At 74.6% G+C, this 13,072-nt stretch carries 14 protein-coding genes; 3 read left to right on the top strand and 11 right to left on the bottom strand.

All coding sequences use genetic code 11. The annotated features are described in order from the left end of the window. Window positions 1–78 precede the first annotated feature (78 nt). The 5 genes from I003_RS0130520 to I003_RS0130500 all read right to left on the bottom strand — a co-directional run bounded on the left by I003_RS0130520 (window position 79) and on the right by I003_RS0130500 (window position 4,144). The gene (locus tag I003_RS0130520; protein WP_027774885.1) at window positions 79–990 is read right to left on the bottom strand and encodes a Scr1 family TA system antitoxin-like transcriptional regulator; all 912 of its coding nucleotides are present in this window, start codon (window positions 988–990) and stop codon (window positions 79–81) included. 98 nt (window positions 991–1,088) lie between these two features. Continuing rightward, a complete protein-coding gene (locus tag I003_RS34070; protein ID WP_486584477.1) occupies window positions 1,089–1,661 on the bottom strand; it encodes an SDR family NAD(P)-dependent oxidoreductase in 573 nt (190 codons plus the stop codon). A gap of 94 nt (window positions 1,662–1,755) precedes the next feature. Then, complete coding sequence (locus I003_RS0130510; protein ID WP_027774884.1) at window positions 1,756–2,442, bottom strand: DUF899 family protein; 687 nt, start codon at window positions 2,440–2,442, stop codon at window positions 1,756–1,758. Between the two features lie 63 nt (window positions 2,443–2,505). Next, window positions 2,506–3,273 (bottom strand): class I SAM-dependent methyltransferase, encoded by a 768-nt coding sequence (locus tag I003_RS34065; protein WP_486584476.1) that lies wholly within the window; start codon window positions 3,271–3,273, stop codon window positions 2,506–2,508. Window positions 3,274–3,286: 13 nt separating this feature from the next. After that, window positions 3,287–4,144 (bottom strand): MmyB family transcriptional regulator, encoded by an 858-nt coding sequence (locus tag I003_RS0130500; RefSeq protein WP_027774883.1) that lies wholly within the window; start codon window positions 4,142–4,144, stop codon window positions 3,287–3,289. A 114-nt stretch (window positions 4,145–4,258) separates the two neighbouring features. Between I003_RS0130500 and I003_RS34060 the strand changes: the two genes are divergently transcribed. Then, complete coding sequence (locus tag I003_RS34060; RefSeq protein WP_199784372.1) at window positions 4,259–5,806, top strand: MFS transporter; 1,548 nt, start codon at window positions 4,259–4,261, stop codon at window positions 5,804–5,806. Here I003_RS34060 and I003_RS0130490 read toward each other — a convergent pair. Then, window positions 5,724–6,635, bottom strand: a complete 912-nt coding sequence (locus I003_RS0130490) for an NmrA family NAD(P)-binding protein (protein ID WP_027774882.1) — start codon at window positions 6,633–6,635, stop codon at window positions 5,724–5,726. The two genes, I003_RS34060 and I003_RS0130490, sit on opposite strands and share 83 nt — an antisense overlap. Before the next feature lie 162 nt (window positions 6,636–6,797). Between I003_RS0130490 and bla the strand changes: the two genes are divergently transcribed. Continuing rightward, window positions 6,798–7,739 (top strand): class A beta-lactamase, encoded by a 942-nt coding sequence (bla, locus tag I003_RS0130485; RefSeq protein WP_027774881.1) that lies wholly within the window; start codon window positions 6,798–6,800, stop codon window positions 7,737–7,739. Here bla and I003_RS35885 read toward each other — a convergent pair. After that, a complete protein-coding gene (locus tag I003_RS35885; RefSeq protein WP_106966366.1) occupies window positions 7,677–8,129 on the bottom strand; it encodes an FAD-dependent oxidoreductase in 453 nt (150 codons plus the stop codon). The two genes, bla and I003_RS35885, sit on opposite strands and share 63 nt — an antisense overlap. Before the next feature lie 32 nt (window positions 8,130–8,161). Then, window positions 8,162–8,362, bottom strand: coding sequence for a DUF5132 domain-containing protein (locus I003_RS0130480; RefSeq protein ID WP_027774880.1), 201 nt, complete (start codon window positions 8,360–8,362; stop codon window positions 8,162–8,164). A gap of 238 nt (window positions 8,363–8,600) precedes the next feature. Between I003_RS0130480 and I003_RS36320 the strand changes: the two genes are divergently transcribed. Next, entirely contained in the window at window positions 8,601–8,786 is a 186-nt protein-coding gene (locus I003_RS36320) for a hypothetical protein (RefSeq protein WP_158689059.1), read from the top strand. Between the two features lie 7 nt (window positions 8,787–8,793). Here the strand turns inward: I003_RS36320 and I003_RS0130475 are convergent, their stop codons facing one another. The 3 genes from I003_RS0130475 to I003_RS0130465 form a co-directional block, all read right to left on the bottom strand. Next, window positions 8,794–10,239, bottom strand: coding sequence for an acyl-CoA dehydrogenase family protein (locus I003_RS0130475; RefSeq protein WP_027774879.1), 1,446 nt, complete (start codon window positions 10,237–10,239; stop codon window positions 8,794–8,796). Further along, complete coding sequence (locus tag I003_RS0130470; RefSeq protein WP_027774878.1) at window positions 10,236–10,460, bottom strand: MbtH family protein; 225 nt, start codon at window positions 10,458–10,460, stop codon at window positions 10,236–10,238. Before I003_RS0130470 ends, I003_RS0130475 begins: the two co-directional genes overlap by 4 nt. A gap of 97 nt (window positions 10,461–10,557) precedes the next feature. Continuing rightward, window positions 10,558–13,068 (bottom strand): ABC transporter ATP-binding protein, encoded by a 2,511-nt coding sequence (locus I003_RS0130465; protein ID WP_027774877.1) that lies wholly within the window; start codon window positions 13,066–13,068, stop codon window positions 10,558–10,560. Window positions 13,069–13,072: the final 4 nt, after the last annotated feature.

Here is a 13,072-nt window from a genome sequence, read left to right as displayed (position 1 = left end):
GGCCGGTGGGCGCGCGGGGACGGTACAGCGGCCCGCGGGGTGTGTCGCCGGGCCGGGCGTGCGCCGGGGCGCGCGCCGTCAGTCGCCGTGCAGCAGGCGGGTCAGGAACTCGGCGGCGTCGGTGCCGGCGCTCGTGGCCGCGGCGAGGTTGTCCAGGGCCAGGCGGTAGCGGTCGACCTCGCTCGGCTTGTCGATGCGCACGATGCCGGAGAGCTGATCCAGGCAGACCACGTCCGGCAGTTCGGGCTCGGCGAACCGCAGCATGGTCAGCGACTGCGCCACCGCCGCCGTGCCGCCGGTCGCCAGCGGCACCACGTCCAGGGTGACCGTGGGGTGTTCGAGGTGCAGCCGGAGCAGGTGCCGCAACTGGTCCTCCATCACCCCCGGGCCGCCGACCGAGCGGCGGAGCGCCGCCTCGTCGAGCAGCACCCACCAGCGCGGCGGGTCGGGGCGGGTGAGGGCCTGCTGGCGCCGTTCGAGCAGGTCCAGGCGGCGCTCCACCGTCTGCACCGGGTCCAGCGGGAAGCCGAGCTGGGTGATGGCACGGGCGTACGCGGCCGTCTGCAGCAGGTCCGGGATGCGCTGGGCCTGGTAGCTGCGGATGACGGTGGCTGCCTCCTCCAGGCCGAGGTGGGTCTCCGCCTGACTGGGTATCAGGTCGCTGTACTCCTGCCACCAGCTCGGCGCGTTGGCACCGCGGGTCAGCGCCGCGTACTCGTCGAGCTCGGCCTCGTCGACGATGCCGTAGAGGTCGAGCAGCGCCGAGACGTCGTGGTCCTTGCAGCCGCCCTGGCCCAGCTCCAGCCGGCACAGCTTGGCGACCGAGGCGCCGATCCCCTGGGCGGCCTCCTGCAACTGGATGCCGCGGTCCTGGCGCAGCCGGCGCAGCCGGGAGCCGAGAACGGACCGGCAGACCGGCCGGCCGCCGCGCTCCTGCCCGCCGGCGAACGGGGCCCCCGGGTTGTGCACTGCCGCCATCGGCACCGTCATCGGTCCTCCGCAGGCGACGATCCGTCGCCACCAAGACTCACGCTACCCGGCGTAGGGTAGCCCCCGCGGGGGGACAAAAGCCCGTCTTGGCCCGATCTTTACGGGCGGCGACCGGTGCCGGGGGTCACGCGCCCTCGCCCGCCATGCCGCGGGACATCGCGAGATGGCTCGCCAGCAGCCCGCCGTCCACCGGCAGGCTGACGCCGGTGATCCACGCCGCGGCGTTCGGCGTTGACCGAGCCGATGTTGACGATCGCCGCCCGGCCCGGTGCGCCGGCGAGCAGCGGCAGCGCCGCGCGGGCGCACCGCGCCGCACCGTGCAGGGTGACCTCGAAGTCCTCGTACCAGTCGGGCTCCCGCCAGTCCTCGAAGCGCGGCGGGTCGCGGTGTACGGCGTAGGCGTTGTTGACCAGCACGTGCAGGCCGCCGAAGGCGTCCGCCGCGTGGGCGACGGCGGCCCGGACCGCCTCGGCGTCCGTCACGTCGCAGGCCAGCGCGCGGGCGGTGGCACCGGCGGCACGTATCGCCGTCGCGGCCCGCTCGGCGCGCCCGCCGTCCCGGCCGGTGACCAGCACGCCCGCACCCTCCGCGGCGAACCGGCGCGCCACCGCCTCGCCGATGCCCTGCCCGGCGCCCGTGACGAGCACCCCGTATCCCTCGAATCGCGTCATCGGACCAGGTGAGAAGCCCGGTCCGGCACGGCAACGCCCCGCGTCGCGACGAGAGCGCCGGACGCCCCCGCCGCCGCGCGGTCTCCGGGGGGCGTTACCCGTCCTCGCCGTAGAGGCGGGCGACGTCCTTGGAGTCGAGCCAGCCGCTGTACGTGGGCGACTTCGGCCAGCCCTCCGGCGAGTCCTGCCACTCCTCCTGCCGCCCGTACGGCAGCACGTCGACGAGCGCGAAGGTATGGCTGAGCTGCTCGGTGCCGCGTCCGTTGGAGTGCCAGGTGCGGTAGACGGTGTCGCCGTCGCGCAGGAAGACGTTGAGCGCGAACCCGCCGCCGGGCGGGGCGTCGACGTCGGAGCCGAACGGGCTGTTGGCGGTGGAGTACCAGGTCATCTTGTTGCCGACACGCTTCTTGTAGGCCAGTGCTTCGTCGATCGGGCCCTGCGTGACGATGACGAAACGGGCGTCGTAGGGGTCGAGGAAGCCGAACCGGGTGAACTGCGCGGTGTAGCTCGTGCAGCCCCCGCACTGCCATTCCTTGCCCTCGAACCACATGTGGTTGTAAACGATGAGCTGCGACTTGCCCGCGAAGACGTCGACCAGCCGGACCGGTCCTTCCTCACCCTCCAGGGTGTAGTCGGGCATCTCGACCATCGGCAGCCGGCGCCGCTGCGCGGCGATGGCGTCCAGCTCCCGGGTCGCCGCCTTCTCCCGGACGCGCAGTGCGTCCAGTTCGCGGCGCCAGGTGCCGGCGTCGACGACGGGCGGTAGTGCTTTGGCGGTCATGGTGGTCCTCCGGCGTTCAGGAAGTGCGTTTCCGGAGAGGTAGACCACCGGGACCGGCGGAACTCATCGGCCGGCGCGATGGCACTCGGTCACGTACGGCATCTCACCCGGTCGCTCCACGGCGAGCAGCGCGCGTACCCGGTCCAGCAACCGTGCGCGTACGGCGGGCGCCAGGGTGATCACGTAGCTGCGGGAGGCGACCATGTCGACGATCGCGGCGTCCGTCATCGGATGGCGCCAGCGGAACTCCCGCCGCTCGACGGGGCCGAACGGGGCGCCGATACGGTCCGTCTGGCGGTCCTCCGCGGGGGCCGCCGCATACTCCCGCAGGATCCGGCCCAGCTCCGCCACCCAGGGCACCGACTCGTCGCGGCTGTTCCACACCAGCGCGAGCCGCCCGCCGGGGCGCAGCACCCGGGCGGCCTCCGGGACGGCGCGGCCGGGATCGACCCAGTGCCACGCCTGGACGCAGACGACGGCGTCGGCGGCGGCGCCAGGCAGGGGGATGTCCTCGGCGGTGCCCGCGAGGACCCGGATGCCGGGGAGCACGCGGGCGAACCCCGCGCGCATGCCGTCGGAGGGCTCGACGGCGATGAGTTCCCGGCCGGGGGCGCGCAGGGCGCGGGTGAGCTTGCCGGTGCCGGCGCCCAGATCGACCACGGTGCGGGCGTCCCCGGGCACGAGCCAGGCGCACGCCTCGCGCGGGTAGGGCGGGCGGCCGCGCTCGTAGGCGTCGGCGGCGGCGCCGAAGGAGCCGGCCTGCCGGCGCCTCTCGCCCTGCGGCAGGGGTTCCCGCTCGTCGTGCTCACCGGGTCCGTTCGGGGAGGCCATACCCGGCATCGTGTCAGATGCCCGCCCGGTGCGGCCGGGCTGCCAGCAGCCTGAGGGCGTCCGCCGAGGCGGGGTCGTCGGGGGTGTAGACCTCCAGCCGGTGGCCGGGGCTGTCGGGCTGGAGCCAGACCTGATAGCCGACGTCGAGCGCGCCGGCGGTCGGGTGGCGCAGCCGCATCGTGCCCACGGTGCAGTCGGCGACGTCGCCCGCGGCCCACAGCTCCGCGAACTCCGCACTGCCCATCGCGAGTTCGCCGATCAGCTCGGCGAGGCGGGCGTCGGTGGGGTAGCGGCCGGCCGTCAGCCGCAGGTAGGCGACGTGGATCCGGGCCAGCTCCGCCCAGTTGGCGTGCTGGTTCCGTACCAGCGGGTCGAGGAAGAACATCCGGGGCACGGACGGCCGGCGGCCGGGATCGGCGGGCGCGTCGAAGTCGACGTGCTCGGCGACGAGCGCGTGGCCGGTGCGGTTCCAGGCCAGCACGTCACCGCGGCGGCCCAGCACGACGGCCGGGGTCGTCTCGGCCAGCGACGTCAGCAGCGCAAGCACCCGCGGGTGCGGCTCCTCGGGCTCCGGCCGGGTCAGCCGCGGCACGGCGGGGCGGCGCGCGAGATTGTGCAGGTGGGCCGTCTCGGCCGGATCCAGCCGCAGCACGCGGGCCAGCGCGCCGAGCACCTGACGGGAGGCGGTGCCGGCCTGCCCCTGCTCCAGCCGCGTGTAGTAGCCGGCGCTCACCCCGGCGAGCTGCGCCAGCTCCTCGCGGCGCAGGCCCGGCACGCGGCGGGTGGCGCCGTAGGTGCCGAGTCCGGCGTCGGCGGGCGTGACCCGGCCGCGGCGGGACTTCAGGTACGCGCCGAGGCTCTCCGTTTCCATGCTCCCGAGGCTACGTCTCGGGGGGCGCGGGCACGGGCGCCACGGGTACCCCTGCCAGGTGTACCCACGGCGCGGGGATGGCCCGCGGGCGGGCGGCGAAGCACCGTCGTGTTCATGGACGTACGGCGTACTTCTCCCCCTCCCGCCCCCGGACCGCGGGCATGGCTCGGACTGCTCGTGGTGCTCGGCCCGGTGCTGCTGGTCGCGATGGACGGCTCGGTGCTGTTCCTGGCGATGCCCCGGATCTCCGCGGAGCTGTCCCCCTCCGCGGACCAGGCGCTGTGGATCCTCGACGGCTACGGGTTCGCGGTCGGATCGCTGCTCGTCGCGTTCGGCGCCATCGGCGACCGCTACGGCCGGCTCCGGCTGCTGATGGCCGGTGCGGCGGCGTTCGGCGCGGCCTCCGCGGGCGCGGCGTTCGCGCCGTCGGCGGAGCTGCTGATCGCGTCCCGCGTGCTGATGGGAGTGGCCGACGCCACGCTGCTGCCGTCGGCGCTCGCGGTGCTGAGCGAGCTGTTCACCGACGCGCGGCGGCGCGCACAGGCCATCGGGATCTTCGCGGCGGCCTTCGCCGCCGGTTTCGCGATCGGCCCTGTCGTCGGCGGCCAGTTGCTGGCGCACTTCTGGTGGGGCTCGGTGTTCCTGATCAACCTTCCGGTGGTCGCGCTGTTCCTGCTCCTGGCGCCGCGGCTGCTGCGCGAGGTACGCGCCGGCGGGCCGGGCCGTGTGGACGCCCTCAGTGTCGTGCTGTCGGCCGCGGGCATCCTGCTGGCCGTCTACGGGATCAAGCGATCGGCGGCGGACGGGCCGGGCGCCGTCGCGCTCGCCGCGGCCGGCGCGGGCGTCGCTCTGGTGTGGTGGTTCGTACGCCGCCAACTGCGGCTCGCGCATCCGCTGATCGACCTCCGGCTCTTCCGTGACCGGCTCTTCGCGATCGCGGCCGTCACCGGGCTGCTGCCGCTGGCGGCCTGGTCGGCGGTGGCCTACCTGGGCGGCGTCTACCTGCAGTCGGTGCGCGGGCTGGACGTCTTCGACGCGGCCCTGGTCACGCTGCCCGGAGCCGTCGTGCTCACCGTCACCTGCGTGGTCACCCCGCTGGCGGTCGCGCGCACCGGCACCCGGCCGGCGCTGCTCACCTGCCATGTCGTCATCGCCGGCGGTCTGCTGCTGCTCCTGCCCACGGGGGTCTCGGGCGGCACGGGGTGGTACATCGCGGGCACCGTCGTCGCCGGGGTCGGCTACGGCATCTCGTTCAGCGTCGTCGCCGACACCGCCGTGGCCGCGGTGCCGCCGGAGCGCGCGGGGTCGGCCGGTGCGATCGCCGAGACGAGCAACGAGATCGGCAACGCCCTCGGCATCGCGCTGCTCGGCTCGCTGGCGGCGCTGGTCTTCCGGCTGCGGGGCCCCGAGCTGGCCGGCACCCTCACCGAGACGCTGCAGGTGCCGGGGGTCACCGCGGCGGCGGCCGGGGAGGCGGAGGCCGCCTTCGTCACCGGGCTGCACGCCGTGGCGCTGGTCGCGGCGCTGCTGCACGCGGCGCTGGGGGTGTTCACGCTGCGGCACCTGCCCCGGGCCGGGGTCAGGCCGCGGCCCCGCCGCCCCGCGCCTCGCGGGTCCTCCCGTCGAGCATCGGCCTCAGGTGGGCGTACGCCCAGGCGGTGAGGGTGGTGGGCGTGGTGGTGAGCACATCGCGCGGCTGCTCGGGGGTCAGGTCGCGGGTGCCGGCCGCCATGCCGGCGATGCCCTCCACGGCGCCGGGCGGCAGCCCCGCGGCGCCCAGCGCGGCGCGCACCTCGTCGTCGCCGACCGCCTCCACCCGCACCGGCCGGCCGAGCGCCTCCGTCAGGATCTTCGCGACCTGCGCGAAGCTCAGGTCCTCGGGCCCGTGCACGCCCTGGACGACGCGCCCCCTCCAGTCGTCGGCGAGCAGCCGCGCGGCGACGACGTCGCCGATGTCCCGCGGGTCGACCCAGGCCATGGGGCGCTCCGGCCGGAACGGCGTGGGGAGCACACCGCGGGCCAGGTCGTCCAGGGACATCAGAAGGTTGCTGAAGAAATAGCCGCAGCGCAGGTGGACGGTGTCGGCGCCGGTGGCGTCGAGACTCTCCTCGATCCGGCCGAGCGCGTCGATGTGCCCGGCGCCGCCGCGCAGTTCCGCGCCGACGCTGCTGAGCAGCACGACGCGCTCGACGTCGCCGGCGCGGGCGGCGTCCACGAGCCCGGCGGCGGTCCGCTCGGAGGCCGCGTTGGGCTCGGGGTCGGTGTGCGGGGTGGGGTCGGCCCAGAAGACGGTCCGGGCGCCGGCCGTCGCCTCCCGGACGAACACCGCGTCCGTCATGTCGCCGGTCCGGACGTCGACGAGGCCCCGGGTCGCCCGGTCGAGGCGCGCGGGGTCGCGGACGAGGACCCGGGGGCGTACGCCGGCCTGGAGCAGGAGGCGGACGGCGCGGGATCCGACCTTGCCGGTGGGGGTGGTGACGACGATGGTCATGGGCGGTGCCTTTCGGTTGCCGGCTCCCCGCCACCGTAGAAGCGAAGGCGGACAGTTCCCGGCCTCCTTCGGCGGGCCGGCGGGGCGCGGGCGAGTGGACGCGTGAGCGCCCGATGGGTGAAGGTGATGCCGGCACTGCTCACCCCCGGAGGTCCCCGGAGCATGCGGCTCACCCGCGTCCGCCGTGTGGCGGCCGGCGCGCTCTGCGCGCTCGTCCTCGTCTTGCTGGCGTCCTGCGGGGACGGCGCCTCCGCACCACGTTCGGCTCCCGCGGCACCGTCGTCGCCGTCCCCGTCTCCGCGGCCGTACGTGCGGCAACTGGCGGAGCTGGAGCGGGAGTACGACGCGCGCCTCGGGGTCTACGCGGTCGACACGGGCTCGGGCCGGGAGGTCGCCCACCACGCGGACGAACGCTTCCCCTACGCGTCCACGTTCAAGGCGCTGGCGGCGGGCGTGGTGCTCCGCACCCGCCCGGCGGCGGAGCTGGACCGGGTGCTCACCTACTCGGCGGACGACCTCATCGCCCACTCCCCCGTGACCGCGGAACACGTCGCCACGGGCATGACGCTGCGCGACCTGTGCGAGGCCGCCGTCCGCTCCAGCGACAACGCCGCCGCGAACCTGATCCTCGCCGAACTCGGCGGTCCGGCGGGCATGGACGCCGAGTTGGAGGCCATCGGCGACGACGTCACCCGCATGGTGCGCAACGAACCGGAACTGAGCCGGTGGACCCCGGGTGATACGCGCGACACGACCACCCCGCGCGCGCTGGCGCGCGGACTGCGCACGTTCGTCCTCGGCGACGCGCTGGACAAGCCGGCGCGCGGCCTGCTCACCACGTGGCTGCGGACCCACACCACCGGCGACACTCTGATCCGCGCCGGGGTGCCGTCGGCCTGGACGGTCGGCGACAAGACCGGCACGGGCAGCACGTACGGCGCACGCAACGACATCGCGGTGCTCTGGCCGCCGGACCGCGCGCCCCTCGTGGTGGCGATCATGTCCCACCGCACGGAACGGGACGCGGAAGCCGACGACGAACTACTGGCGGAAGCCGCGTCCGAGGTGGCCGCGGCCCTGCCGCCGCCCGACGGCTCCTCGTGAGCCGACGCCGGGGTGTCTGCCGGTGCCGCCCGCAGCAGCCCGGTGAGGGTAGGGCGGGCGTTCCACGGGAAGACGCCTTCGCTGCTCGGACCCGCGCCCCCGGGCCCCGCCGTCCACCGCATGGCGCCCCGTGCGCCCCGGACGCGGCCCTTCTACGGGACGGCGGTGCCCCGCGGACGGCAGCGGCGCGGCTCCGGAGGCGGGGCTCCCGTGCCTTGCCCTCGTCACGTACGATCCGGCCCGGTCGAGCAGCGTCACGCGTAGGCCGTGGCGCGTCAGATGGTGGGTGACGGAGGCACCGAAGATCCCGGCGCCGACGACAACGACGCCGTTCCGCAGGAGGGTCGGGCTCACGGGCACCGTGCGATCACCTCGTCGGCAGTGTCGCATCCGGGCCCGGATACCGCCGGGCCGGCGCCGGATCAGTCGGTCGCGCCCGCCTTGCCCGCGCGGGTCTTCTTGACGGCCTGGCGCGGCACGTCCGCGTCGCCGCGGACGTCGGAGGCGAACGCCTCCGCGCTCGCCTCCGCGGCGATGTCACTGATGTCCTCGTTGATCTCGTGCGCGGCCCGTTTCACATCGACCGCGAGTTTCACGGACGTCTTGATGGTGCCGCGGACCACCGGCCTGACAACTTTCTTGAGGAGAGGCGCCGATACCGCCCCGACCAGAAATACAGGAAGCACTGGAATCATCGTCAGCACCCGCCCCTTCACATGTCATTACGCATTGCCGTCTGCCATTTCCGAGCCTAGTGGCCGAAGAGACCTTCCCACCACCTGACCTGCTAATCTTCACTCTTTCGAGTGCCGCGGGATTGAGTCGATATTTCGCTTCCGGGCGTGACCTATCGTTTCCCGTGTGACAGAACGAGAAAACAGTGAAGACGACCTCCTCTATTCCGCGGAACTGCGGCACGCGAACGGCGAGTATTTCCTCACCATCAACGATCACAGGTGCGATAGAACCGAAGTTTTTCCGGTCTCACGCAAAGCTGTGAAGAGAATCCCCTTCTACCTCTCCGCGCTGCGCGGCAAGCTTCCCTGACCTCCCGTCACACCCGCCGCTGCCGCACCACCCGCGCGCCGGCCCGGGGACCTTCGAGCAGCGCGTGCGCGAGCAAGCTGTACAGCACGTCGTTCGGGCCGTCGGCGATACGGAGCCCGCGGATGTCGCGGAGGCGCTTCTCCATCGGGGTGTGGCACGTGTACCCGTCGCTGCCGTGCAGTTGGAGCGAGAGGTCGACCGCACGGTACGAGGCGTCCGTGGCCAGGGCCTTCGCCGCGGCGCAGGCCGCCACGTCGATACCTTCGGCGTCGCGGTCGAGGCCCTCCAGCAGCGAGAAACACCACGCGGTGGCCGCCTGGACCTCCGCCGCCGCGGTACCGAGCCGGGACACCACGGACGGGATGCTCGACAGCGACCTCCTGCCGACGCTGCGCCGGCGGGTACGGACCATCGCCTCGTCAACCGCGGTGCCGGCCGCTCCCAGGCAGACCAGCGCCATCATCAGCCGCCAGCCGGCGAAGTGCGCGTCGAAGATGCGGCGGCCGTCGCCCGGCGCGCCGAGCAGCCGGTCGCGTTCGACCCGGACGCCGTCGAAGTACAGATGACCCAGACTCCAGCCGCGCAGGCCCAGCGGGGCGGCGGTCCGGGTGCGCACGCCCGGCGCGTCCATCGGCAGCCAGAGCGCCGACAGCGGCACCTCCCGCAGCCCCGCCCAGGCCACGTCTTCAGGGCCCACGCCGGCGCACTCCGCCGGCTGCGCGGTCAGGGCCGCGGCCTGATCGGGTGCGACGACCTTGCAGAACACCACGAAGCCGACGGCCTCCTCGACCCGGCTGACCAGCCCTTTGGTGCCCGACAGGACCAGGTGGTCGCCGTGGTCGACCGCCACCGTGCGCAGGCCGCGCAGATCCGAGCCCGAGTGCGGCTCGCTGGAGGCGACGCCGGCCAACTCGCCGCGCTCGACGACCCGGTCGCGTACCGCGTGGGCGACGGCGGGCGGCCCGTAGCGCAGGGCAAGCGCCCCGTGGCCGGAGCTGAAGACCTCCCGCGCGTCGCAGTCGCGCCGGCCGGCCAGGTACATCGCGAGCCCCTGTGCCACCCGCTCCAGGCCGGCGGGGACGGTACCGGCACCGCCCCCGCCGGATTCAGGGGCAACGCCGTCATCCGGTCCCCCGCCGGCACCCGGTGCGGCCACGTCGAAGCCCGTCAGCCCCGCCCGGGCCGCGTGTCCGCGCAGTTCGAGCCAGGGCGGCCGGGTCGCCTCCTCCGTGACGGGCTCGGGCAGGTGCCGGTCGAGGAAGCCGGTGACGCGGGCGGTGAAGTCCGCGAGAGCGGGGTGGCGGGCCAGCACGGCGCGGAGTTCCGCGGGGGCCTCGAACGGGCCGCCGGCGGGCAGGGGTGCGGGCTCGGAACGTCCCGGCGCGGAGCCGTCCGGGGCTGAGCCGGCCGGCGCGAGGCCGGTGGGCGCCGAGGCCGTCGGCGGGGGCGTCACCGGCCACCGTCCGCGGGCTCGGCCAGGCTGCGCGGCCGCATATCGGTCCACGTCCTCTCGACGTACTCCAGGCACGCCTGCCGGGTGGACTCGGGAAGAGCGACGGTCCAGCCCTGCGGTACGCCGGCGAAGTCCGGCCAGAGCGAATGCTCGCCCTCGTCGTTGACGAGCACCAGGAAGCGGGCTTCGTCGTCCTCGAACGGATTGGTCGCGTGCGTCATTCCACGCTCCTGGTTCTCAACGGACGTTCATTGTCTCGGTTCAGCGGCTTTTCTTGGGTCCCTGCGTGTCGGTACCACCCGAAGGAATGACCACCTGCTAGTTGAGCGCCGGCCCACCGGCCTGCAGTTTCCACAGCGAGCTGTAGACGCCGCCGCGCGCGACGAGTTCGTCGTGCGTCCCGCGCTCGGCGACCGCTCCCCCGGAGCCCATGACGTAGATGCGGTCCGCGCTCTGCACGGTGGAGAGCCGGTGGGCGATGACGAGCATGGTGCGGTCGGCACCGAAGACCTGCAGGGCCCGCTGGATGGTCGCCTCGGTCTCGTTGTCCACGGCGGACGTGGCCTCGTCGAGGATGACGACCGGCGGGTCGCGCAGGACGGCACGGGCCAGCGCGATCCGTTGCCGCTGCCCGCCGGAGAGCGCCGCGCCCCGCTCTCCGACCCGGGTGTCGTAGCCGTCGGGGAGGCTGTCGATGAACGTGTCCGCGCCCGCCGTGCGGGCGGCGGCGGCGAGTTGGGCCTCGGTGGCGTGGAAGGTGCCGTAGCGGATGTTCTCCGCGATGGTCGCGTCGAAGAGGAACGGCTCCTGCGTGACGTACCCGATCGCCCGCCGCAGGTCGTGCAGGGCCAGCGTGCGCACGTCGGTGCCGTCGAGCAGCACCTCCCCCCGGCCGGGGTGGCGGAAGCGCATGAGGAGCTTGGCGATCGTGGTCTTGCCCGCGCCGGTGGTGCCGACGAGGGCGGTGGTCCGGCCGGGCGGGATGACCAGCGAGGTGTCGCGCAGGACAGGTGCGCGGCCGGGGTAGGCGAAGGTGACCTTCCGCAGCTCGATCCGCCCCCGCAGGCGGCGCAGCGGCAGCCCCCGGCCCGCGGCTCCCTGGCGGCCGGCCCCCGCCTCCCCTGCCGCCGCGGCCGCGCCGCCCGGCCCGAGCTGCCTCACCGGCCCGTCCGGGCCCGCCGCCTCCGCCGGTCCGACCGGTTCCACGGGCAGGTCGTGCAGCCGCTCGATCCGCTCCAGGGCGGTCAGGGTGCGCTGGTAGTGGTCGGAGGCGCTGCCGACGCGGGACAGCTTCAGCATGGCGATGCCCGGGAGTTCGATCAACGGGCCGAACGCCGCTGTCGCCAGTTCGCCGCGCAGCACGGCGCGCCCGCCCAGCAGCACCGTTGCCACCAGCGCCGAGCCGCCGGCCAGCCGCAGGATCTGCGGCGGCAGCGCGGCGCTGCGCCCGGCGGAGCGGTTGGCCTCGCTGCACCTGTCGTTCAGCTCGCCGATACGGGCGATCTCGTGCGCCTCCGTCGTGGCGGCCTTGATGGTGGTGTGGGCGTGCAGGTTCTCGGTCACGCGGCTGTTGAGCTGTGCCCGGCGCTCGCCGCAGGCGGCGGTGTCGGCGACCGCGCGTTCGTGGAAGCGGAACGACAGCCAGGCCACGAGCGGGACCGGCGCGAACGCGATCCAGGCGAGCTGCGGTGCCAGCAGCAGGAACATCGGTACGAGCAGCGCCAGCCCCGCGCCCATCTGCACCACGTCGTGCATGTTGCTGCCGACGAACGTGCCGAGCTGGCCGATGTCCTCGGAGAGCACGGCGTTGACGCGGCTGACGCGCTCGTTCTCCAGGTCGGCCGGCGCCACGCTCTGGACGTGGGCGTAGGTGCGGGTGCGCCAGTCGTCCTCGACGTCCTGGGCCACCCCGCGCCAGGCGACGCCGGCCGCGTATCCGGAGCCCGCCATGACGACGCAGGCGAGGGCGCCGGCGCCGGCGAGGGTGCCCAGTTGGGCGGAGAGGCCGACGATGCCGTACCGGGCCAGGGTGGCGCTGCCGCCGCGCGCGACCAGCAGCACGATGGAGGGGGTGAGCGCGAACAGCGCCATCTCGGCCAGCGTGGAGAGCCCGGAGAGCGCTGCCGCGATCCCGAACTTGCGCCGGTGCCGCCCGACGATGCGTCTGACGGCGTGCCGCCGGGGCCCCGCCCCGTCCGGCCCTTCGCGCGCCCGGTCGGTTCTGCGCCACGCGCGCCGGACGACAACTGCCGTCGCGACGGCGGCGGCACCGAGGGTGAGCAGAGGGCGTCTGAGGAACCGCAGCAGCAGCGGCCCTCCGGCGACCGCCGCCGCTGCCGCGCAGCCGAGGCCGAGGATCCTGGGCAGCCGGCGCGCGGTGCCTTCGGCGCCGCGCGGTGCGCGGGCGGCCGGCGGGCGCGCGGGCAGCGCGGCGGGCTCTGCGCCCGGGGGCGCGGCGGGCTCCGCGCCCAGGGCGTTCGCCTCGGGCGTGTGCAGAGCCGTGAGCACGCGGTCGACCGCGAGGTGCAGCAGCCGGGCGGCGTCGCGCGGGCCGAGGGTGTGGTCGTGCCGCAGGAGCACCCGGCCGGTGACCGGGTTGACGCGTACGTCCTCGATGCCCGGGGCCTGCCGCAAGGACGCCTCCGCCACCCGGGCGAGGCCGGGTCTGCCGCGGAAGAGGTCCACTTCCCACCGCTGCCGCCCGGGCAGGACCGAGCGCGGCCTCGGTGCGGCGCGGTCGGGGCTCCCGGCCCGCGAACGGATACGGACGCGCGGTGCCGCCACGGCCGCGCCGTCGGCGTACGGGCCGGCGGCAGGGGTCGGGGTCATCGGA

The sequence above is a fragment of the Streptomyces sp. CNQ329 genome (assembly GCF_000482585.1).
The sequence above is the reverse complement of the archived record's forward strand: the minus strand, read 5'-3'. Positions and strand labels throughout refer to the sequence as shown.